Origin of the sequence: Actinoplanes palleronii, assembly GCF_016862315.1 — a bacterium.
Taxonomy (GTDB): Bacteria; Actinomycetota; Actinomycetes; order Mycobacteriales; family Micromonosporaceae; genus Actinoplanes; species Actinoplanes palleronii.
The window spans coordinates 149318-170614 of the sequence record NZ_BOMS01000073.1; the positions used below are offsets into that span (position 1 = coordinate 149318).

A 21297-nucleotide genomic window follows, 5' to 3' on the forward strand; every position below is an offset into this window, starting at 1 on the left:
GTGCCGTGAATTCGGAAACGGCACTGAGCCTGCGCATGACCAGCCTCCTTCTCGGTGGCGGTGGTCCGCAGACGGTCCTCGGGATCACCGAGTGGTTCGGCGCCATGCAGGCGCAGGATCTCAACAGCGTGCTCTGGTCGCTGGGCGTCCGGCTGCCCGGCCGCACCCAGGCCGAGATCGTCGCCGGGACCGAGCGGCACGACGTGGTGCGCACCTGGCCGATGCGCGGCACCGTGCACCTGATCCCGTCGGCCGACGCGCACTGGATGCTCGGCCTGACCGGCGTCCGGATGTTCGCCGGCGTCGAGAAACGCCGCGAGATCCTGGGCCTGTCCGAGAAGGACGCGGACCGCGCGGTCGAGATCCTCGGCGCCGCCCTGGCGGGCGGTGGCCGCAAGACGCGATCCGAGTGCGTGGTGGCGATGAACGACGGCGGCGTCACGGTCACCGGTCCGCTCGCTTACCACCTTCTGTGGTACGCGAGTCAGCGCGGCGTGACGGCGGTCGCCCCGAACCGGGGCAAGGAGCAGACGTTCGTGCTGCTCGACGAGTGGGCCGCGACGCGCAACACGCCCTCGCGGGACGAGGCGCTGGGCATCCTCGCGCATCGGTATTTCCGCAGCCACGGCCCCACCACGGCCAAGGACTTCGCCGGCTGGACCGCGCTGACCATGGGCGACGCCCGAGCCGGGATCGCCGCGGCGGGGCTGGCCGAGGTCGAGGTCGACGGGGTGAAGATGTGGGCCGACCCGGCGGTGCTGGCGGCCGGCCCGGTGCGCGGGTGGCACGCGCTGCCCGGCTTCGACGAGTACCTGCTGGGCTTCAAGGACCGCGCCATGATGGCCACCCCGGAGATGTTGAAGAGCATCATCCCGGGCGGCAACGGCGTCTTCCAGTCCACCCTGGTGCAGGACGGCAAGGTGCGCGCGGTCTGGAAACGCACGCTGGGCAAGAAAGCCGTGTCCATCGTGGTGTCGCCGCTGACCGATTTCACCGCGAAGGACTGGCAGCGGGCCGAGGAGGCGCTGCAGCCGTTCGGCGCGTTCGTCGGCCTCCCGGTCACGGTGGCGGCCTCTCGGTGACCGTGCCTCCCGGTCACTGTTAAGAAACTTGCTTAACTGACTGTTAAGAACCCTTGATATTTGTGAACGTGAAAGCCACGATGTGGTGGCACAGGTCACGTTCACTCGTCGAGGAGTCGCCATGGGTATTCGCCGCCAGGTGTTGGCACTGGTCGCCGGGGTGGGGGTGGCACTCGGGTCGGTCGTCGCGTTCTCGTCGACGAGCCAGGCCGCTGTCGCCTGCTCGTCGGTGACCTGGACCGAGGGGCCCACCTACACCGTCGGGCAGCAGGTGACCTACCAGTCCAAGCTGTACCAGGCGCTCGTTACCCACACCGCGTGGGCCGGCGCCGGCTGGAACCCGGCCGCCACCCCGACACTGTGGAAGGACCTCGGCGCGTGCACCGGGGGCGGCACCCCCAGCCCCACGCCGACCAGGACCTCGGCCTCGCCGACGCCGTCCCCGACGGTCTCCCCGACGGCGTCGCCCACCCCCACCCCGACCTCCACGGGCGGCACCGGCTGCGCGACGAAGGGCCGTCCGGCGGGCAAGGTGCTGCAGGGCTACTGGGAGAACTGGGACGGCGCCTCGAACGGCGTGCACCCCGGCCTCGGCTGGATCCCGGTCAACGACAGCCGGATCACCCAGCACGGGTACAACGTGCTGATGGCGGCGTTCCCGGTGATCCGCTCGGACGGCACGGTGCTCTGGGAGAACGGCATGGACGCCGGCGTCAAGGTGCCGACCGCCGCGGAGATCTGCGCGGCCAAGGCACAGGGCGCCACGATCCTGATGTCGATCGGCGGCGCGGCGGCCGGCATCGACCTGAGCTCGAGCACGGTCGCCGACAAGTTCGTGTCGACCATCGTGCCGATCCTGAAGGCGAACAACTTCGACGGCATCGACATCGACATCGAGACCGGCCTCACCGGCAGCGGCAGCATCACCACGCTCTCCGCGTCGCAGTCGAACCTGATCCGGATCATCGACGGGGTGCTCGCCCAGATGCCGTCGAACTTCGGCCTGACCATGGCGCCGGAGACCGCGTACGTGACCGGTGGCAGCGTCACCTACGGCTCGATCTGGGGCTCGTACCTGCCGATCATCAAGAAGTACCTGGACAACGGCCGGCTGTGGTGGTTGAACATGCAGTACTACAACGGCTCGATGTACGGCTGTTCCGGTGACTCCTACGCGGCCGGCACCGTGCAGGGCTTCACCGTCCAGACCCAGTGCTTGAACAACGGGCTGACGATCCAGGGCACGACCATCAAGATTCCGTACGACAAGCAGGTCCCCGGCCTGCCCGCCCAGTCCGGCGCCGGCGGCGGCTACATGAGCCCGTCCCTGGTCTCCCAGGCCTACCAGTCAGTCCCGTCGATCAAGGGCCTGATGACCTGGTCGATCAACTGGGACGGCTCCAAGAACTGGACCTTCGGCGACAACGTCAAGGCCCTCCAGGGCCGCTGACCGCGACCCCCCGATCACCGGCCCGGCCCGTCCCCGGGCCGGTGATCCTTTCCAGCGCCGTTCTGGCCGGTCGCCGGCGCCGGAAACGATCAGCGTGTGGCTGCTCGGCGCGGGTGGGCGGCTTTCGTGGGCGTCATGCCGCTCGGTACCTCAGGTAGACGACGCCGTTGGTGAAGCGGCGCTGCTCGGCCAGGCGCAGGTCCAGGCGTACCCCGGAAGGCAGGAACCTGGTGCCGCCGCCGACCGCGACCGGTGAGATGAACAGCTGGACCTCGTCGACCAGCGCGGCCCGGAACGCGTGCGCGGCCAGGTGCGGTCCGCCGATGCTGAGATCGCGGTCGGCGGTGTCCTTCAGGGCCTGCACCACCTTCGGGTCGAAGACGCGTTCGATCCGGGTGCGCGCGGTGGTCACCGTCTCCAGCGACGTCGAGTAGACGATCTTGTCGGCGGCCTGCCAGAGCCGGGCGTAGTCGAGCTCCACCGCAGGTGACCCCGGGTGGGTGTGCGCGTCCTCCCAATACCGCATCACCTCGTAGAGGCGCCGGCCGTAGAGATAGGTGCCGATCGAGCGTTCCAGGTCGTTGACGAACGCGTGCACCTCCTCGTCCGGCTCGCTCCAGTCGAATTCGCCCTGCTCGTCGGTGATGTAGCCGTCCAGGGAGGTGATCCCGGTGCAGATCAGCCGTGCCATGCCGTCTCCTTCACGCTCGGTGACTCACCGGGACCATCCTGTCGCTCCGGAGGCGGCGAGGCACGCTTCCGGCGGCCGATTCGCTGAGCCGGTACCTCCACGTACCGATGGGTGAGCCAGGCCAGCCCGAGCACCGCGGTCAGGTAGCCGACCGCGACCAGCGGGTCGGGCAGCCCCGAGAGCAGGAAACGGTGACCGATCTGGATCAGGACGTAGTGGATCAGGTAGACCGAGTAGCTCACCACCCCGATCCCGGACAACCACTGTGGGGTACGACGATGACGGCACAGCCGGCCGACCGCGAACGCCCCGCCGAAAGTCACCAGCGTGAGCACGCAGCGGGTCACGTACCGCGGGGTCAGCGCGTCGAACGCGACCAGTTCGGCCAGCCAGTTGATCAGCAACCCGGCGGCCACCACCGTCCCGGCGAGCGCCGGCTGCCACCACCCGACCTGCCCCTGATCGGCGCGGTAGATCGCGGTCCCGGTGAACATCACCGCGAGAATCAGCAGCCCGTCCCACCGGTGCGCCGGATCCTGACCGAGAGCGATCAGCGTCACCACGAGCCCGCCGATCAGCAGCCCGCCCGCCTTCGCCGGCCCGGCTCGTCCGGAGACAACCAGACCAAGACCGATCATGAGTACGACAGCAGCCGGCCACACCAGCCCCGCCCGCGGCCCGGACAGGGGTGCCGTGACCACCCCGAGCACGGCGAGCACGATCGCGACCGCCGCCGACGCCCGATGCGCGCGAACCGTGAACAGCGCGGTGGCCAGCAGGTAGAACACCATCTCGTAGGTCAGCGTCCACAGCACCGGCGTGACCAGTGGCACGTCCAGCAGGAACGGCAGCATCGTCGCGTGCGCCACCGCCGAGGTCACCGGCTCGGCGGTCCGGTAGCCGGCCAGCAGCACCACGGCGGCGATCGCGACCAGGTACATCGGGTAGAGCCGCAGCGCCCGGCTGACCCAGAACGCCCGCAGGTCGCCGCGCCGTTCCAGCGAGGCCGGGATGATGTACCCACTGACCAGGAAGAACAGCATCACACCGGCGGTGCCGGCGTGCAGCCACTCGCCGGTGACCGCGCGCAGGCCGGTGAAGACGTACCGGGTCAGGTGGGCGTACAGCACGAGCAGGACCGCGACCGCGCGCAGCCCGTCGAGCCAACCCCACCGCCCGGACATCCGGCCACCCTAATCCATCCACGGTCGCGGAGATCAACAGACGAATCGATCATCGGGAATGGATAGCCTGGGCGGGTGCACATCGTCTATGCGCCGGCTGGACGCGAGATCGACGTGCGGCCGCGCAGCCGGGAGGCGACCCTGGCCGACCTGTTCCCGGCGCTCGGCGCCGCCGATCCGGGTGTCGCCACCGTCGACGGGTCCCCGGTGGAGACCACCACACCGATCGAGGACTCCGGGCTGCACGAGGGCGCGACCCTGGACGCCGGCCCACCGCGGGTCACCGCGCCGGCCCGGCCACCGGTATACGAGGCGGTGCTGGTCGCCGGGCTGACCGCCGGGCGGGTGTTCCCGCTGGGCCCCGGTCGCTGGGTGGTCGGGCGCGGGCCGTCGGCCGGGCTGCGGCTCGAGCACGAGACCGTGTCGCGGGAGCACTGCCTGCTGACCGTCGAGCCGGACGGGACGGTCACGGTGACCGATCTCGGCGCGTCCAACGGCGTACAGCTCAATGGGGTAAGGGTGACCGAACCAGCCGCCGTGACCAGCGGTGACGTGCTCGGCATCGGCGCTCTGGCGATGACCTTGCGGCCGGGACCGGGCCGCGACCGGCCGGCCGGCCTCGACCTGCGCCGGCACCTCGGCCCGGGCGGCACGGTCTCGTTCAACCGGCCGCCGCGCGCCGCGCCACCCGAGCGCCCCGGCGGGCTGACCGCGCCGGCCGAGCCGCGCGAACCGGCGAAACCGCACTTCAGCGTCGCCTCCACGGTCGGCCCGCTGGTCCTCGCGGTGGTCATGGTGGTGGTCACCCGCGACCTGCGGTTCGGGCTGTTCGCGCTGCTCTCCCCGCTGATCGGGATCGGCACCTATCTCGAGTCGCGCCGCCGCAACCGCAAGGAGACCGACGAGGGCAAGCGGACATTCGCGGCCGGGCTGACCGAGTTGGATCAGGGGCTGGCGCGGGCCGGCGCGACCGAGCGGACCCGGCTGCGGGAGCTGCTCGGCGACCCGGCCGAGGCCCTGCGCCGCGCCGAGCTGCCCAGCACCCGGCTCTGGGAGCGGCGGCCCGCCCACGACGACTTCCTGCGGCTCTACGCCGGGATCGCGGACCGGCCGTGGCAGCCGGAGGTCACCGCCGAGACCGGCAAGCTCGCCGAACCGGCCCGGGAACGGGTGGCGAAGGCCGTGCTGCCCGCCGCGCCGGTCGAGGTCGCCCTCGGTGGCGGCGGGATCGTCGGGATCGCCGGTGACCGGGCCGCCGCGCTCGCCGTCGCCCGCAGCCTGCTCTGCCAGGCCGCGGTGCACCACGGCCCGGCCGACCTGACCGTCGCGGTGCTCGTCGACGACGGCCGGGAACCGGAGTGGGACTGGTGCAAGTGGCTGCCGCACACCCGGCTCCCGGACGACTCCGGCCGCTGGCTCGCGCACACCCGGGAGAGCGGCGAGGCGATGGCCCGGCAGTTGGCCGCCGGTGCCGCGCTCGGCACCGCCCTCGTGGTGCTCGACTCCGACGTGCTCACCGAGGGTGCCCGGGCACCGGCTCGGGACCTGCTCAACCAGGCCCGGGTCGCGCCGCGCACGCCGTTCGGGCAGGCCGCCGCGGTGGTTCCGGTCGCCGGGATCGTGCTGGCCGCGAGCGTCGACCGCCTGCCGGCGGCCTGTGACACCGTGCTGGAGATCGTCGATCCGGACGGGGACGCGATCGTACGACGGCCCGCCGACGGCCTCGCCGTCCCGGACGTGCTGCTCGCCGGGCTGGCCGTGCCGCAGGCGCGGACCTGTGCGCGCCGGCTGGCCCGCTTCGACGACCCGGAGCTGCAGCGCACCGGCGCCGGGCTGCCCGACGGCGTGCGGCTGCTGCCGATGATCGGGCTGGCCGGGGTGGACGCCGCCGGGGTCGCCGAGCGCTGGCGGCGCGCCGACCCGGTCGCGATCACCGCGCCGCTCGGGGTGACCGACCGCGGGGTGTTCACCCTCGACCTGATCCGGGACGGCCCGCACGGGCTGATCGGCGGCACCACCGGCTCCGGCAAGAGCGAGCTGCTGCGCAGCCTGGTCGCCGCGCTCGCCGCGAACGCCGACCCGTCCCGGCTCACGTTCGTGCTGATGGACTACAAGGGCGGCGCGGCGTTCGACGAGTGCGCGCGGCTGCCGCACACCGTCGGCATGGTCACCGACCTGGACGAGCAGCTCGGCGAGCGGGCGCTGCGCTCCCTGGAGGCGGAGCTGCGGCACCGCGAGCGCCGGTTGCGGGAGGTGCGCTGCGACAACCTGATCGAGTACGTCCGCAGCGGCGCGAGCGCGACCGAGCCGATGCCCCGGCTGGTCGTGGTGATCGACGAGTTCGCCACCATGGCCAAGGAACTACCGGACTTCCTGACCGCCCTGGTCGGGATCGCGCAGCGCGGCCGCACCCTGGGCGTGCACCTGATCCTGGCGACGCAGCGGCCGTCCGGCGCGGTCAACGACAACATCCGCACGAACACCAACCTGCGGATCGCCCTGCGGGTGCAGGACGCCGCCGACTCGATCGACGTGATCGGGATCCGGGAGGCGGCCGAGCTGAGCCGGTTGCTGCCCGGCCGGGCGTACGTGCGACTCGGGCCGGGTGAGGTGGTGCCGATCCAGACGGCGCTGGTCACCGCGGTGTCCGGGGGTGAGGACGACGCGCCGGTCGCGGTGGCGCCGTTCACGTTCGGCGGGGCGGTGACGTCGGGGCCTGCACCTCGTACCGAAGAAGAACGCACGGACCTGGCGCGTCTCGTCGATGCGATCGCCGCAGCGGCCTCGGGTCTGCCGGCACCCCGGCGGCCCTGGCCGGAACCGCTCAGCGGCGACCTCGACCTGGCCACGCTGCCACCGGAACCCGGGCGGGCCACCGTGGCGCTCGCCGACGACCCGGACCGGCAGGCGCAGCACCCGGCCGGCTGGGATCCGGCCGAGGGTAACCTGCTGCTGTTCGGGATCACCGGCAGCGGCACCACGACCACGCTCCAGTCGCTCGCGCTCAGCCTGGCCGTCGCCCGCGGCCCGGAGCAGCTGGAGCTGTATGCGATCGACTACGGCACCGGTGACCTGGCCGTCCTCGACGGGCTCCCGCAGACCGGCGCGGTGATCGCCGCCGACGACCGGGAACGGCAGGTCCGGCTGATCCGGCACCTGCGCGCCGAGCTGGACCGGCGCCGGACCGCCGCGACCGGCCCGCGCCGCACGATCGTGGTGCTGATCGACAACCTGGCCGCGATGCGCGCCGAGTTCGACGACGTCGAGGGCCTGGCCGTGCTGGACCTGCTGACCCGGCTCTACGCCGACGGCACCGCGGCCGGGATCACGTTCGCGGTGACCGCCGACCGGTTCAGCACCGTCCCGCCCGCGTGGACCTCGGTGACCACCCAGCGCTGGCTGTTCCGTCTGCCCGACCCGTACGACTACGTCGCGGCCGGCCTGACCCGCAAGGACGTCCCGGCCCGGGTGCCCGGCCGGATGGTCACTCTGCCGGCCGCACTGCAGGCGCAGGTCGGCCGGCCCACCCCGTCCCCGGCCGCGATGGTCGCCGCGGTCGCCGCCAAATATCCGGACGCGCCGGTGCTGGCCGCCCGGATCGGCGTGCTGCCCGCCGCGGTCGCCGCCGCCGACCTGCCGCCGCCGTCGCTGGCCGGCGAGCCGTGGCGGCTGCCGGTCGGCATCCGCGAGTCCGATCTCGAGGCCGCGCAGCTGGTGCTCTACGAGGGCGACCACGCGCTGATCACCGGCCCGGCCCGCAGCGGCAAGAGCAGCACGCTGCTCAGCCTCGCCGCGGTGCTGCGCGGCCGGGCCCACCTCGCGGCCACCGGCGGCCGCCGTTCCCCGCTGCGCGAGAGCACGGACCTGGACCGGTTCGCCGCCGCCGGGGGAGCGGCCACCGCGATGCTCGCCGACCTGCGCACCGTCGACGGCCCGGCGGTGCTGTTCATCGACGACGCGGAGGGGTTCGACGACGCCGACGCGGCGATCGCCGGGCTGCTCTCGGCCGGCCGGCCCGACCTGCACGTGATCGTGGCCGGCCGCTCGGACGCGCTGCGCACGCTCTACGGCCACTGGACCCAGACGGTCCGCCGGTCCAAGGTGGGGCTGCTGCTGCGCCCGAACGTCGACCTGGACGGCGACCTGCTCGGCGTGACACTGCCCCGGCGGGCGCCGGTCCGGCTGGGCCCCGGCCGCGGCTACCTGATCCACAACGGTGAGTGGGACATCGTGCAGGCCGCGGTCAGCAGCTGACCGGCTCGGGCACCCCTCTCGGCCGGCTGCCGGCCCGGCGTTCGACCTGCTGACCGCTCTCGGCCAGGCCGCCTAGTCGGCCGGCTCGAGGTTGATCTGTTCGAGGATGTAGTGCGGGATGGTCTGGTGACAGACCGGGCACTCCCGCTGGAAGACGTGCTCGTCCAGCCGGCGACCCCACGGTCGTGGGCGCGCTGGGACGCCGCCATCGCCTCGTCGAGCGACCCGGTCTCCGCGTAGGCGCGCCGGGCCGCGTCGCTCATCACCATCCCGGTCTCCTCGGCGATGTCGTTCTCCAGGACGTGCCGGGTGCCGCGATAGATCGGGATGGTCTCCGGCACGTCGCCACCCTGGCGCCCGCCCGCGCCGACCAGCCCGGTCCGAACGCGCCGACGGTCGAGGACCGGCTGTTGTAGACCCGATGATCAACAGCCTGGTGTACGAAGTTGCCGCTCGCCGTGTTGACCGGGTCGTCGGCGAAGCCGCTGGTGGGCGGGAACCCGTACGCAATGGGGTCGTCGAAGGTGACCGAAGCGCGCCCGCCGCCGAGTCCAGCTGCCCGCAGGCTAGCGGCGATGGCCGCATCCGGAAGCCGGGCGAGGTCACCGTCCCCACCCGCGGCCCGGAACGCCGCCGCGATCTGCGCCACCCACTTCGCGTCGCCCTCGTTCAGGTCGATGTACGTGCCGAACGCGGTGAGCAGCGACGTCGCGTCGAGATGCCCCCACTGGTTGCCGTCCTGGAACTCTCCGTACGCGCTGCGCAGCTGCGTCGACCGGGTGCGCAACTCGTCATCGACGGCGCGGCTGTCCCGGACGAAGTCGTCGAGGTCGTCCGGCTGTGCCGAACTGGTTCCCATCAGGCCCTCCGCGTCGGCCGGCCGGGCTTCGTGAAGCCCTGGACATAAACGGTCAGGAACAGGTCGAGAATCTTGGCGCGGTGGTCGGTGAGCGTCCGGCAGGCGCCGACCAGCTCGTCGACGAACTCCCGGTCGGTGACGGCGTAGCGGTCCGGCAGCTCGTAGATCCGCTCGCTGCCGTTCGGATCGTGGCCCGCGGCGCACCCCGCCGACCGGATCAGCCACTCGCCGTCCTCGTGCGTGGCCTCCAGGCAGTACTCCAGGTCGAACGTGCTGCGGGTGTGCCGGACGCTGAGGTACCAGTCGACCTCCAGGGCCCGGTTCAGGTTGCCGCGGTGCAGGTCGCAGGTCGGCCTTACTCCGGACATGCCGCGCTGCTCGCGCGCCCAGACCGCCAGCTCGTCGAAGGCGAGCTGCACTTCGGCGGCGGCCGACAGCACCACCGCGGCGACGGGTCGATCGTCAGAGCTCATCCGGATCACGTCCTTCGGTCGCTGGAGGCGGGCGGGTCACTCCTCCCGGGCGAGGCGCAGGCTGAGGTCCGCGTGCAGGGTGTAGAACCGCCGGAGCGAGGGGACCAGCTCGTCCAGCGGCCGCAGCTCCGGGCCGGAATCCCACTCGGCGTCGATCCGGCCGCCGAACGTGGCGATGTCGCTGCGCAGGCGGTACCGTCCGGTCTCCCCGAGCAGATCGATGCTGATCTCCATGCTGGGCCGCGCCGCGTCCGGCGGCGTCACGGTGAGCCAGCAGGACAGCACACCGGTCGGCAGGTGCCGGCTGCCGGCGTAGAGCCGCAGATCCGGTTCCGCCCGGCGCAGCCGATCCCCCTCAAGATGCAGCAGATCCACCAGCGAGTCCCGCACCGCCCGCATTTCGTCCAACCGTCACTCCTCTCGCGCCAGGTGCCAGATCAGGTCGGCGTGCCGGCCGTAGAAGTCCCGGAGCAATGGCAGCAGCTGGTCCAGGCCGCGCAGCTCCGGCCCGGTCTGCAGCAGCTCGACGACCTGGCCGTCGGAGGTGCCGATGTCACTCTCGGCGCGATACCGCCCGCCCCCGCCCTCGAGCGCGATGGTGATCTCCATGCTGGGCTCGTCCGGCCGATCGGCCCGGCGTGCGTGGAGCCAGCAGGACAGCCCGCCGCGCGCGGTGCGCCAGCCACCCGCGTTCGCCAGCAGGGTGGGATCGGCCTTCAGCAGCCGATCGCCTTCGCTCCGCATCAGGCCGATCAGGACGTTCTGTTCGTGGGGTGGCTCGTTCGGCATCCTCATCCCTCCACCACCACGAAGTCCTCGTCGGCGCCCACATAGGGTGTGCTCGTGCCGAGGGCCACTGACTCGATCACGTTGTCCCGGATGACGACGTCATAGACGGTGTCGGGGTCGAAGCCGCACACCGGGCACACCTCCGGATAGCCCTGCACCCGGACCAGCCGCGCGGGGACACCGAGGTCGTTGCCGCCCCACCGGAGGGCATCGCCGACCGCGTACCGATAGGCGCGCCGGTCGCCGTACTTGAACTGGACCTCTCGGGTGATCTCGCTGCCGCACCGAGGGCAAATCTCAGGCTCGGGCACGACGACCACGTTGAAAGCGCTCATGGGAATGGCTCCACCGGATAGGGCAGGTTCTCCAGGAACCTGGTCAGGCGGCGGTCGTCGGTGATCAGCGGCAACTGGTCGCGCATGGCCGATGCGACCACCCGGGAGTCGGCCTCGCCCAGTCTGCGGCTGTTGCCGAACTGGTCGACCATCTGGGTCGCCCGCTCGCGGAGTGCCGCCGCCTCGGCCTCGGTGGGTGTCGCCCCGATCCGCCCGCCCCGCTGGTTCAGGAAGTCGTCGAATCGCTGCTGCACACCCCGGGCCAGATACTCGCTCGCCGCCTGTGGCGACACCACCGGCACCCGATCTCCGATGGCCTTGTCGAGGCCGGCCAGTTCGCCGTGATCCAGGGCCCGGATCAGCGGGTTGGCGTCGACACCGACACCCGGTCGTGGCGGGCCCGCCCGCCCGGCGCCGAGACGGCCGCCGACGCCCCCGGCAACCCCGCCGATCAGCAGGTCGGTGGCCAGCCCGCCGGGGTCGAAGGGATCGGCGCCGCTGAGCCCGCGGGTGATGGCCCCACCGGCGACGTTCTCGATGCCGCCGACGACCGCGCCGCGGACGAACGGGTTGGTTCCCAGGAACCGGGCGCCGCCGGCGAGCATCCCGGCGCCGGCGCCGAGGCCGCCCGCGGCTCCGCCGATCAGGCCTTGGACGGCGACCTGGCCCCAGTCGACCTCGCCGGTGGTGAATTTCTGGATGCCGGCGCTGCTGCCGGCGCTGAGCAGGGCTCCGCCGATCATGGCGGCGCCGATCGGGCCGCCGACGCCGGTGGCCATCACCGCGATGCCACCGACGATCATCGCGCCGGCGGCGATGTACTCCCAGTTGTCGCCGACCCATTCGCCGGCGTCCTCGAAGAAGCCGCTGCCCATCTCGTCGCGGTAGGCGCGCAGCTCGGCGTCGGTGACCGGGCGCAGGCCGAGCGGGTCGGCCAGATTGATCGGGTCGTTGCCGGCGTAGTGGTACGGGTTGTTGGCCGATCCGGTGCCGGGTAGCCCCGGCAGCGGATCCGGGGACAGGAAGCTTCGCTCGGCGGGGGAGTACACCCGGTTGCGCAACCACACCAGGCCGCCGAATTCCAGTTCACCTCGGTAGCCGACTGCCAGCGACACGGAGCCCGGTGCTCCCCAGACGTCCCGATCATCTCGATGGGCATCACGAGGCGACGCGCGGACCGGCTCGTCACCGATCCAGCACGGCCCGCCGACCGGGTGGGCGCTGTCCCACAGCACCGGCACGCCGCCGACCGCGGCGAGTTCCCCGAGCGGGTCCACCTCGACCCCGGTCCCGCCCACGCCGGCGAGCCGGCCGAACGCGTCCCAGCGGTAGTCGACCCGGCCGTCGGGTCCGATGGCGGCTGTCCGGCGGCCGGCGGCGTCGTACTCGAAAGTGGTGTCACCGCGCGCGAGGAGCTGACCAGCCGCGTCGTATCGGTAGGCGATGTCCCGGCCGGTGTCGTGCTCGCGCACCAGGCGGCCGTTGGCGTCGTACTCGAAAGCCGTCTCACCGGCGAACCGCAACCGCCCGGTGGCGTCGTACCCGTATCTCCGGCCGGCCCTGGCCACCACCCGCCCGGACTCGTCGCGGTCGACCTGGTCCCCGCCTGCGGCGACGAGGTCACCGTTGGCGTCACGGTTCAGCAGGCGTGGCGCGCCGTCGCCGTGACGTACCGCGGTGAGCTGCCCGGACGCGTCGAACTCGTATCCCGTCCGGCTGCCGTCCGGGTAGGTGAGACCAGTGCGGTTACCGTCCGCGTCATAGCTCCAGGACAGCCGGAGCCCGTCGCGCTCCCGCCGGGTCAGCCGTCCGGACCGGTCCCAGTGCAGGGTCACCCGGCGTGTGCCCTCGTCGGCCTGGACCGGCCGGCCGAGCGCGTCGCGGATCACGGTGATCGGCGCGGCGCCGTCGGCCTCGATCGACCGGACCCGGCCGGACCGGTCGCGTCGCCACTGCTGCCGGCGTCCTGCGGGGTCGGTCCAGGTCACCATGCGACCGGCCGGGTCGTAGTCGACGGTGCCCGTGCGGCCCAGCGGGTCGGTCCGGGCGACGGGCCGGCCTGCCGCGTCGTACCGGAACTCCGTGGTCGCGCCGAGCGGATCGGTGACCGAGCTGAGGCGGCCTCCGAGGTCGTACCGGTAGTGGGTGGTGTTGCCCAGTCCGTCGGACGCCGCGACCATCTGCCCTGCGAGGTCGTAGCGGAACCGGCGTGGCCCGGTGGCCAGGGACGACGCCGCTACCGGGCGCCCGGCCAGGTTGTATTCGACGGTCTCCGCCCCGGTGCCGGGACGGAGACGCCGGACCGGCCGGCCTACCGGGTCGTACTCGAGGGTCTCCCGGCCGCCGTCCGGATTGATCCGTGCGACAGGCCGCCCGTCGTGGTCGTAGTGGTACGTCCAGCGCCGCCCGAGCGGGTCGGTGACCGCCGCGAGGCGCCCGCACTGGTCGTGCTCGTAGACGGTGACGGCACCGCCCGGCGTGACGGTCCGCGCCAGCCGTCCGGCCGGGGTGTACTCGACCCGGATGACACCGCCGGCCGGGCCCTCGACGGTGACCCGTCGTCCGCACCGGTCGTATCCGGCCCGGGCCGCGCTGCCGTCCGGGCGGATCTGGGCGATCGTCCGGCCCAGCGGGTCGAATGCGAAGGCTGCCGAGGTGATCCCGTCGTCCAGCCCGGTGATCCGGCCGCGCGCGTCGACGGCCGCCGAGTACCGGGTGCCCGCCGGGTCGATAGTGGCGGTCAGGGTGCCGATCGTGTCGTATTCGCGCAGCCAGGTGGCGCCGGCCGGATCGGTCGTGCTGATCAGGCGGGACAGTGCGTCGTGGGCGAAGTCCCACTTGGCGCCGTCCGGGAGGATCAGCCGGGCCAGGTTGCCGAGGCTGTCGTACTGGCGGGTGGTGATCCGGCCGAGCGGATCCCTGGAGGCCTCGACCTCGCCATGCGGGCCGTGGTGGAACTCGTGCCGGGCGCCCAGCGGGTCGATCCTCGCCGTGGCGCGGCCGGCGCGGCTGTACTCGCACTGCCAGCGCGCCCCGTCCGGATCGGTCTGTGCGACCAGGTGGCCGCCGGGGCCGTACTCGAACGTGGTGCGCCGGCCGAGCGGCGTGATCGCCGCGACCACCCGGCCCAGCCCGTCGCGTTCCAGGCGCGCGGTGTTGCCGTCCGCGTCGGTCGTGGCGACCAGCCGCCCGGCGTCGTCGAAGCCGAAGTCCACCGTCACCCCGTCCGGATCGACGATCCGGTGGACCAGGTCCCCGCGCACCTCGAGCCGGGTGACACCGCCCTCGCCGTCGACGATGTCGGACGGGGTGCGGTTGGCGCCGTCGTACCGGTAGCGGACCGCCGCGTCGCCGAACCTCACCTCCACGACCCGGCCGGCATCGTCGTAGCGGTACTCGAAGCCGTCCCGGCGCAGCAGATGACCCCGGTCGTCCCAGCTCATCGTGACCACCGCGCCGTTGCGGTCGGTGACGGTGACCGGGTGACCCCACTCGTCGTAGGCGCGGCGCAACGTCTGACCGTGCGCGTCGGTCACCGACAGCAGGCGGCCCCGGTCGTCGTGCACGTAGACGTCGGTCTCGCCGACCACGGTGACGTGTCCGGGCAGGTAGACGTAGCGGGTGAGGTGTCCGAACCGGGATGTCTGGGTGAGCACCCGGCCGTCGGGGTCGTAGGTGTTGCGGGCGTGCACGACGTCGTCGGCGTCGATCACCGCGGTGACCCGGCCGTCGTCCACTTCGTAACGGTGGGTGCCGTCGCCGACCAGGTCGCCGGACTCGTCGTAGGTGAACGCGACGTCGCCGACCGTGGTGATCCGCTCGCCGGTCCAGCCCACGGTGACGTCGCCGACACTGCTCAGGCGGCCGTCGGTGTAGACGAAGGACAGATCGTTCGCGGTCAGCAGCCGCCCGGTGTCGTCGAACCGCCACACCCGCCCGTCGAACCAGCGCAGGCTCAGATCGCCGTCGAGGGTCGCGGCGATGCCGACGACCCGGCCGTAGCCCGCTCCTTGGCGGCCGAAGAACGCGACCTGCCCGTCCGGCCCATGGAACGCGGCACCGTCCGCAGAGATCCGCAGCCGGGTGTCCGCCCACGACGACCAGCCGGTCCCGAACGCGCCGACGGCCGACGATCGGCTGTTGTAGACCCGATCAAAACCTTCACGATCAACAGCTTTGTGTACGAAGTTGCCGCTCGCCGTGTTGACCGGGTCGTCGGCGAACCCGCTGGTCGGCGGGAACCCGTACGCAATCGGGTCGTCGAAAGTGACCGAAGCGCGCCCGCCGCCGAGTCCAGCCGCCCGGAGGCTCGCGGCGATGGCCGCATCCGGAAGCCGGGCGAGGTCACCGTCCCCACCCGCGGCCCGGAACGCCGCCGCGATCTGCGCCACCCACTTCGCGTCGCCCTCGTTCAGGTCGATGTACGTGCCGAACGCGGTGAGCAGCGACGTGGCGTCGAGATGCCCCCACCGGTTGCCGTCCTGGAACTCCCCGTACGCGCTGCGCAACTGGGTCGACCGGGTGCGCAACTCGTCGTCCGCCGCGCGGCTGTCCCGGACGAAGTCGTCCAGGTCGTCGGGCCGCGCGGAGCTCGTGTCCATCTCACTCCCTGGCCGCGGTGGCCGGGGCGGGCGAGGTGAAACGGGGCGGGGTGACCGGGTCGGGGATCGGTGGCAGGTCGTCCTCGCCGAAGAAGAAGTCGCCGATCTTGTCCAGGACGCCCTCGTCCTCCTGCTGTTGCTGCCAGGCGCGCGCCTTCTCCCGGCGCGACTGCTCCTCGGCCGCGAGCCGGCTCAGCTCGTCCACCTGCTGTGCGGCCTGGCGCATCGCGGTGGCGAGCCGGCGGGCGTCGCCGGTGCAGATGTCCATCCGGGTGCCGAACTGGCGGGCGTAGACACCGCGCCACTCCTGCGCGGCGTGCGACGCGATCGTGGTGCGCCGGGGGATCTGCCCGTCGCAGGCGTCCGCCGCGGCGCGCAGTTGCCCGGCCAGCCGGTCGGCGGCCTCACGGTCGTATGGAACGTCCTCGGAAATCCCCCGTAGATCGACCATCGTTCTCTCCCCGTGGTTGTCCACAGAATACGAAGAGTGTTTGCGGTGACAGGTCTCCTGTGACGACAATGGCAGTCCGGGAAGACAGAGTCAAAATTGATCATCATGATTCGGGGGAGTGGATCGATGCCGGGACGAGTACTCTCGACTGATCAGGCCAAGACGTCTATTCAGCAGGTCCAAGCGATCATCAACGGCGGGCTCACCGACCAGATCTCGCAGCTCGACGCGCAGGGGAAGATGCTGTCCAACCCGGACGTCTGGGATGGTCCGCTGGCGCAGCAGTTCCGCGATCAGACCTGGCCGGAGACGAAAGCCGCACTCGACAAGGCCAAGCAGGAATTGGACGAATTGCGCGACCAGCTGCAGAAGATCGCTCAGAACATCATGACCGCCGGCGGCGGATCATAATCGGTCTTCCGGTCCGCTAGATCAATTCCGGAAAGGGTACGGGGATGGCCGATCAGGATGCCCTCGGCCGGGAATACGTGCTGCACGAAGAGATCGGACGAGGCGCCCTCGCCGTCGTCCGGCGAGCCGTGCGGCGCTCCGGCGGGCCACCGTTGGCGGCCAAACTGCTGCGCCCCGAGCTGGCCGGCGACCGCCGGGTCCGTGAGCTCTTCCTCCGGGAGGAGGCGGCGCTCCGCGACCTCGACCATCCCAACATCGTCGGGCTCCGCGACCTGGTCGTCGAGGGCGGCGCGGTGGCCCTGGTGATGGACTTCGTGGACGGTCCCGACCTGCGCCGCCATCTCGCGCAGCGCGACGGCCGGCTCGGTGCGGCCGAGACCGCCGCGATCGTCGCCCAGGTGGCCGGCGCGGTCGCGGCCGCCCACGCGCAAGGCGTCGTGCACCTCGACCTCAAACCCGAAAACCTCCTGTTGGTACGCGGTACCGACCCACCCGTCGCCCGGGTCACCGACTTCGGGGTGGCGGTGCTGCTGCTGGACGCCGACCGTGGGGTGGCCGGGGGCACACCCGGCTACACCGCTCCGGAGATCTGGCAGGGCGCGCCGCCGACCGCCGCGGCCGACGTGTATTCCCTCGGTGTCCTGCTGGTCGAGATGATCACCGGGGACTCCCAGGGTGACCCGGAGGCGCTGCCGGCCGAGCTGGCCGGCCCGGCCCGGTCGTGCCTGCTCCCCGACCCGCGTCAGCGCCCGACCGCCCGGCGCCTGGCGTCCTATCTGCGCAGCCTCGCGGACGCCGGCGCGCTGTCGGCCCAGCCCGCGGGCGGGTTCCCCCGCGCGCCCCAGCCGCTGGGTGGCGCCGCAGCCGCCGACCCGACCGCGGCCGGCCCGGAGAGCGCGGCCGCGGCCCGGGGGCCGAGCCCGCTCTCTCGGCAGACCACGCTGCGCGGAGCAGGAGCAGGAGCAGGAGCAGGAGCAGGAGCCGGAGCAGGGGCGGCGGCCGCCAACGGAGCGGCCGCGGCGGCCGCCAGCCGAGCAGGCGCTGCCACGGGCGGCGCCTGGGCCGGTGCGTTCCCGAGCTCCGCGAGCACCTCCGACCCCGTCGACGCGTGGGCCGGTCAGTTCGGCACCGCACCCACCGACCCCGAGATCCGGGAGACGCGGCTGAGGCCCGGCGTGACGCCTCCCGCCGTACCCCCGAAAGCGCCGCAGCCCGGCGCCGGACCGCCTCGCTGGCGCCGGGGCCCCCTGGTGACCCTCGCGGTGCTCGCGGCCGTCGCCGCGACCCTGATCGGCGTCAACATCGCGTCGGCCGACGACCGTGACCCGCGCCGGGACGCCGTGGTCGGCGTGACGAGCCTGCCCGCGGCCACCGCGACCGCCGGCCAGGGCGCCACCCTGCCGCCCACCGACCCGGTCGCCACCAGCGCGCCCACCAGCGCCCCGGCACTGATCAGGGTCACCCTGGCCGGGTTCGTCGAGGACGACGCCGGGACCCTGGCCATCTCGATCCGGGACGGCATCGCGATCGCCTACGTCTGTGACGGCGACCGGGTCGAGGCCTGGCTCAAGGGCACCGCCGAGAACGGCGTGCTCAAGCTGTCCGGCAAGGGCAGCAAGATCGACGGCACGTTCGACGCGCGCGGCGCCGAGGGTGACATCACCCTGCGCGGCGAGAAGCACGGCTTCACCCTGAAGGTCGCGAAGAAGCCGTCCGGGCTCTACCGGGCGTCCGCCGAGGTGCGCGGCGCCAAGGTGGAGGGTTCCTGGATCGTGCTGCCGGACGGCCGCCAGGTCGGCGTGCTCACCGACGGCGACGAGGTCGGCCCGGCGCCGCAACTGGACGTCACCGGCCGCACCACCACCGTCGACGGCACCACGGTCACCGCCACCTCGATCGATGTCGACAGCGGCGAGGGCTTCTGAGATGGCGGCTCGGCGGCCGCTGCTCTGGCTGCCCGTCGTCGCCGGTGTCGGTGTCGCGGTCGGGCTCGGCGTCTTCGGCCGCCTGCACGACCCGGCCGCGCTCTCCTTCCTCGGCACGCTCGGGCAGCCGATCCTGCTGAAAGCCGCTCTGACCACCGGCGTCGTGGTCCTCGCCGCGGTCCAGCTGATCTCCGCGCTCGCGCTCTACGGCCGCCTGCCGTCACCGCCCTGGACCGCCGTCGTGCACCGCTGGAGCGGCCGCCTGGCCGTGCTGCTCTCGCTGCCGGTCGCGGTGCACTGCCTGTACGCGCTCGGTTTCGGCTTCGACAGCGCCCGCGTGCTGGCCCACTCGCTGCTCGGCTGCCTGTTCTACGGCGCGTTCGTGGCCAAGATGCTGGTCCTCAGCCAGCCGGACACCGGCCGCTCCTGGGTGCTGCCGCTCGCCGGTGGCCTGGTCTTCACCGCTCTGGTCAGCATCTGGCTCACCTCCGCGCTGTGGTACTTCCTCACGTGAAAAGTCGAGAGTGTGACCCGCGCCGCAGCCGAAGTTGTTTGAATCTGAAATAGTTTCCCCGTCAACAAGGTTGTGCGGGGTAGTCCGGGACGTACGAGCCCCGGCCGGAGGTTTCAGGAGCGGGTCATGCAATTCGGCATCTTCAGCGTCAGCGACATCACCGCCGACCCCACCACCGGGAAGACCCCGACCGAGGCCGAGCGGATCAAGGACATCGTCACGATCGCGAAGCACGCGGAGGAGGTGGGCCTCGACGTCTTCGCGCTCGGTGAGCACCACAACGAGCCGTTCTTCTCGTCGTCGCCGACCACCACGCTCGCGTACATCGCCGCGCAGACCAGCACCCTGCAGCTCAGCACCGCCACCACGCTGATCACCACGAACGACCCGGTGAAGATCGCCGAGGACTTCGCGATGCTCCAGCACCTCGCGGACGGCCGGGTCGACCTGACCCTCGGCCGCGGCAACACCGGCCCGGTCTACCCGTGGTTCGGCAAGGACATCCGCGCGGGCATCCCGCTGGCGCTGGAGAACTACGCCCTGCTGCGCCGGCTGTGGCGCGAGGACGTCGTCGACTGGGAGGGCAAGTTCCGTACGCCGCTCCAGTCGTTCACCTCGACGCCGCGCCCGCTCGACGACGTCCCGCCGTTCGTCTGGCACGGCTCGATCCGCAGCCCGCAGATCGCCGAGCAGGCCGCGTTCTACGGTGACGGCTTCTTCGCCAACCACATCTTCTGGCCGGCGTCGCACACCCAGCGCATGATCAAGCTGTACCGCGACCGCTTCGAGCACTACGGCCACGGCTCCGCCGACCAGGCCATCGTCGGCCTCGGCGGCCAGGTGTTCATGCGCAAGAACAGCCAGGACGCGATCAACGACTTCCGGCCGTACTTCGACAACGCCCCGGTCTACGGCCACGGACCGTCGCTCGAGGACTTCACCCGGGAGACGCCGCTGACCGTCGGCAGCCCGCAGCAGGTCATCGAGAAGACCCTGAAGTTCCGTGACTACGTCGGCGACTACCAGCGCCAGCTGTTCCTGCTGGACCACGCCGGCCTGCCGCTGAAGACCGTGCTGGAGCAGCTCGACCTGCTCGGCGAGGTCGTCCCGGTGCTCCGCAAGGAGTTCGCCGCCCTCAAGCCGGCCCACGTCCCGGACGCGCCGACCCACGCCTCGCTCGTCGCCGCCCGTGACGCCGCCAAGCTCGAGATCAAAGAAGAGGTGAAGGCATGAAGCAGCGCAATCTCGTTGTGATCAGCGCCGGCCTCAGCCAGCCGTCCTCCACCCGCCTGCTCGCGGACCAGCTGTCCGCGGCGGCGGTGCGGGCCGCCGCCCAGCTCGGCGTCACCCTCGACGTCCAGGTCGTCGAACTCCGCGACCTGGCCCACGAGATCACCGACCACATGCTGACCGGTTTTGCCCCGGCCGCGCTGAAGCAGGCGCAGGACGCGGTCGCCGCCGCCGACGCGCTGATCACGGTCACCCCGGTCTTCAGCGCCAGCTACAGCGGCCTGTTCAAGTCGTTCTTCGACGTGCTCGACCAGGACGCGCTGCTCGACAAGCCGGTCCTGCTCGCCGCGACCGCCGGAACCGCCCGCCACTCGCTGGTCCTGGAGCACGCGCTGCGTCCGCTGTTCGCCTACCTCCGCGCGCTGCCGACCCCGACCGCGGTCTTCGCCGCCAGCGACGACTGGGGCGCCAACTCGGTCGAGGGCCCCCTGCGCGGCCGCATCGACCGCGCGGCCGCCGAACTGGCCCGCGAACTCGAACGCCGCGAACCGGCCACGGTCACCGACCCGTTCGCCCTCACGGCCGACTTCGAGGACATGATGAAGTCCCTCTGACCGCTTTTCACTGACGGCCTGGCGTTTTCGCCAGGCCGTCACTCATTTTGTACGACCTGTGCACAGTCCCGGGCCATCACCGCCACGCAGGCGATCCACCGGATCGCTGGGCCACTCCCGGGCGTATCCGGTGGTCCCGGTTCACACCTCACGGTTGGCACACGCAGGGGATCGACACCACTACACTCCGCTGCCCACGCTGGTCAGGTGGCCACCTCCACTCCGGAACCACCGCCCCGCGCCGCCGCGCCGGACCAACCCGACATCAGGCGCCACCTGATCGCCCTGCCCCGGACCCGCCCCACCGCCGGCCCACCACCCCGCCACCAGCACCTGATCGCGATCCCCCGCACCCGCCCAGCGGCCATCCCGCCCTGCTCGTCCTCACCCGCCGAGCCCCTGCCTCCGCAGCCCCCACCCGAGCTGCTGCCCCC

General features: G+C 72.1%; 18 protein-coding genes and 1 pseudogene. 9 read left to right on the forward strand and 10 right to left on the reverse strand.

The window, feature by feature from the left end; all coding sequences use genetic code 11:
* The first annotated feature begins 35 nt into the window (after positions 1-35).
* Together Apa02nite_RS24445 and Apa02nite_RS24450 are read left to right on the forward strand one after the other, a co-directional pair.
* On the forward strand, positions 36-1082 hold the full coding sequence (locus tag Apa02nite_RS24445) for a winged helix DNA-binding domain-containing protein (RefSeq protein ID WP_203827051.1): 1047 nt from the start codon (positions 36-38) through the stop codon (positions 1080-1082).
* Positions 1083-1203: 121 nt separating this feature from the next.
* Positions 1204-2532, forward strand: coding sequence for a carbohydrate-binding protein (locus Apa02nite_RS24450; RefSeq protein ID WP_203827052.1), 1329 nt, complete (start codon positions 1204-1206; stop codon positions 2530-2532).
* 133 nt (positions 2533-2665) lie between these two features.
* Here Apa02nite_RS24450 and Apa02nite_RS24455 read toward each other — a convergent pair whose 3' ends face one another.
* Both Apa02nite_RS24455 and Apa02nite_RS24460 read right to left on the reverse strand, forming a co-directional pair.
* Positions 2666-3223, reverse strand: coding sequence for a dihydrofolate reductase family protein (locus Apa02nite_RS24455; protein ID WP_067703988.1), 558 nt, complete (start codon positions 3221-3223; stop codon positions 2666-2668).
* Positions 3211-4407 carry an acyltransferase family protein gene (locus tag Apa02nite_RS24460; protein WP_203827053.1) on the reverse strand — a complete coding sequence of 399 codons (1197 nt, stop codon included), beginning with the start codon at positions 4405-4407 and terminating at the stop codon, positions 3211-3213. The genes Apa02nite_RS24455 and Apa02nite_RS24460 overlap by 13 nt, the downstream gene beginning before the upstream one ends.
* Before the next feature lie 75 nt (positions 4408-4482).
* On the opposite strand from Apa02nite_RS24460, the gene Apa02nite_RS24465 reads away from it, so the two are divergent.
* Entirely contained in the window at positions 4483-8661 is a 4179-nt protein-coding gene (locus Apa02nite_RS24465) for a type VII secretion EssC family protein (protein WP_203827054.1), read from the forward strand.
* A gap of 72 nt (positions 8662-8733) precedes the next feature.
* On the opposite strand, the gene Apa02nite_RS52615 is transcribed toward Apa02nite_RS24465, so the two are convergent.
* From Apa02nite_RS52615 to Apa02nite_RS24500, 8 genes are all read right to left on the reverse strand, one after another.
* Complete coding sequence (locus tag Apa02nite_RS52615; RefSeq protein WP_507762493.1) at positions 8734-8829, reverse strand: hypothetical protein; 96 nt, start codon at positions 8827-8829, stop codon at positions 8734-8736.
* A gap of 94 nt (positions 8830-8923) precedes the next feature.
* A complete protein-coding gene (locus tag Apa02nite_RS24470) occupies positions 8924-9520 on the reverse strand; it encodes a DUF6531 domain-containing protein (protein WP_203827055.1) in 597 nt (198 codons plus the stop codon).
* Positions 9520-9993 carry a hypothetical protein gene (locus Apa02nite_RS24475; RefSeq protein ID WP_203827056.1) on the reverse strand — a complete coding sequence of 158 codons (474 nt, stop codon included), beginning with the start codon at positions 9991-9993 and terminating at the stop codon, positions 9520-9522. Before Apa02nite_RS24475 ends, Apa02nite_RS24470 begins: the two co-directional genes overlap by 1 nt.
* Before the next feature lie 36 nt (positions 9994-10029).
* The gene (locus tag Apa02nite_RS24480) at positions 10030-10401 is read right to left on the reverse strand and encodes a hypothetical protein (RefSeq protein WP_157441946.1); all 372 of its coding nucleotides are present in this window, start codon (positions 10399-10401) and stop codon (positions 10030-10032) included.
* Between the two features lie 3 nt (positions 10402-10404).
* Positions 10405-10788 (reverse strand): hypothetical protein, encoded by a 384-nt coding sequence (locus Apa02nite_RS24485; protein WP_203827057.1) that lies wholly within the window; start codon positions 10786-10788, stop codon positions 10405-10407.
* The gene (locus Apa02nite_RS24490) at positions 10785-11117 is read right to left on the reverse strand and encodes a hypothetical protein (RefSeq protein ID WP_203827058.1); all 333 of its coding nucleotides are present in this window, start codon (positions 11115-11117) and stop codon (positions 10785-10787) included. Before Apa02nite_RS24490 ends, Apa02nite_RS24485 begins: the two co-directional genes overlap by 4 nt.
* Entirely contained in the window at positions 11114-15718 is a 4605-nt protein-coding gene (locus Apa02nite_RS24495) for a DUF6531 domain-containing protein (RefSeq protein WP_203827059.1), read from the reverse strand. Before Apa02nite_RS24495 ends, Apa02nite_RS24490 begins: the two co-directional genes overlap by 4 nt.
* Position 15719: 1 nt before the next feature.
* The gene (locus tag Apa02nite_RS24500) at positions 15720-16169 is read right to left on the reverse strand and encodes a WXG100-like domain-containing protein (protein ID WP_067687985.1); all 450 of its coding nucleotides are present in this window, start codon (positions 16167-16169) and stop codon (positions 15720-15722) included.
* A gap of 126 nt (positions 16170-16295) precedes the next feature.
* On the opposite strand from Apa02nite_RS24500, the gene Apa02nite_RS24505 reads away from it, so the two are divergent.
* The 6 genes and pseudogenes from Apa02nite_RS24505 to Apa02nite_RS24530 form a co-directional block, all read left to right on the forward strand.
* The gene (locus tag Apa02nite_RS24505; RefSeq protein ID WP_067687986.1) at positions 16296-16580 is read left to right on the forward strand and encodes a pyrophosphorylase; all 285 of its coding nucleotides are present in this window, start codon (positions 16296-16298) and stop codon (positions 16578-16580) included.
* A gap of 44 nt (positions 16581-16624) precedes the next feature.
* Positions 16625-18505, forward strand: a complete 1881-nt coding sequence (locus tag Apa02nite_RS24510) for a serine/threonine-protein kinase (protein ID WP_203827060.1) — start codon at positions 16625-16627, stop codon at positions 18503-18505.
* Between the two features lies 1 nt (position 18506).
* Positions 18507-19019 (forward strand): DUF6529 family protein, encoded by a 513-nt coding sequence (locus Apa02nite_RS24515; protein ID WP_203827061.1) that lies wholly within the window; start codon positions 18507-18509, stop codon positions 19017-19019.
* A gap of 126 nt (positions 19020-19145) precedes the next feature.
* Positions 19146-20252 (forward strand): LLM class flavin-dependent oxidoreductase, encoded by a 1107-nt coding sequence (locus Apa02nite_RS24520; RefSeq protein WP_203827062.1) that lies wholly within the window; start codon positions 19146-19148, stop codon positions 20250-20252.
* Positions 20249-20863 carry a CE1759 family FMN reductase gene (locus Apa02nite_RS24525; RefSeq protein WP_203827063.1) on the forward strand — a complete coding sequence of 205 codons (615 nt, stop codon included), beginning with the start codon at positions 20249-20251 and terminating at the stop codon, positions 20861-20863. Before Apa02nite_RS24520 ends, Apa02nite_RS24525 begins: the two co-directional genes overlap by 4 nt.
* A gap of 207 nt (positions 20864-21070) precedes the next feature.
* Positions 21071-21297 (forward strand): annotated as a pseudogene (locus tag Apa02nite_RS24530) (hypothetical protein); the annotation flags it as partial.

Coding starts and splice junctions, on each gene's coding strand:
- Apa02nite_RS24455 (WP_067703988.1), bottom strand. CDS start 3,223: ATGGCACGGCTGATCTGCACCGGGATCACCTCCCTGGACGGCTACATC.
- Apa02nite_RS24500 (WP_067687985.1), bottom strand. CDS start 16,169: ATGGTCGATCTACGGGGGATTTCCGAGGACGTTCCATACGACCGTGAG.
- Apa02nite_RS24460 (WP_203827053.1), bottom strand. CDS start 4,407: ATGTCCGGGCGGTGGGGTTGGCTCGACGGGCTGCGCGCGGTCGCGGTC.
- Apa02nite_RS24470 (WP_203827055.1), bottom strand. CDS start 9,520: ATGGGAACCAGTTCGGCACAGCCGGACGACCTCGACGACTTCGTCCGG.
- Apa02nite_RS24485 (WP_203827057.1), bottom strand. CDS start 10,788: ATGAGGATGCCGAACGAGCCACCCCACGAACAGAACGTCCTGATCGGC.
- Apa02nite_RS24490 (WP_203827058.1), bottom strand. CDS start 11,117: ATGAGCGCTTTCAACGTGGTCGTCGTGCCCGAGCCTGAGATTTGCCCT.
- Apa02nite_RS24525 (WP_203827063.1), top strand. CDS start 20,249: ATGAAGCAGCGCAATCTCGTTGTGATCAGCGCCGGCCTCAGCCAGCCG.
- Apa02nite_RS24515 (WP_203827061.1), top strand. CDS start 18,507: ATGGCGGCTCGGCGGCCGCTGCTCTGGCTGCCCGTCGTCGCCGGTGTC.
- Apa02nite_RS24505 (WP_067687986.1), top strand. CDS start 16,296: ATGCCGGGACGAGTACTCTCGACTGATCAGGCCAAGACGTCTATTCAG.
- Apa02nite_RS24495 (WP_203827059.1), bottom strand. CDS start 15,718: ATGGACACGAGCTCCGCGCGGCCCGACGACCTGGACGACTTCGTCCGG.
- Apa02nite_RS24445 (WP_203827051.1), top strand. CDS start 36: ATGACCAGCCTCCTTCTCGGTGGCGGTGGTCCGCAGACGGTCCTCGGG.
- Apa02nite_RS24450 (WP_203827052.1), top strand. CDS start 1,204: ATGGGTATTCGCCGCCAGGTGTTGGCACTGGTCGCCGGGGTGGGGGTG.
- Apa02nite_RS24520 (WP_203827062.1), top strand. CDS start 19,146: ATGCAATTCGGCATCTTCAGCGTCAGCGACATCACCGCCGACCCCACC.
- Apa02nite_RS24475 (WP_203827056.1), bottom strand. CDS start 9,993: ATGAGCTCTGACGATCGACCCGTCGCCGCGGTGGTGCTGTCGGCCGCC.
- Apa02nite_RS24510 (WP_203827060.1), top strand. CDS start 16,625: ATGGCCGATCAGGATGCCCTCGGCCGGGAATACGTGCTGCACGAAGAG.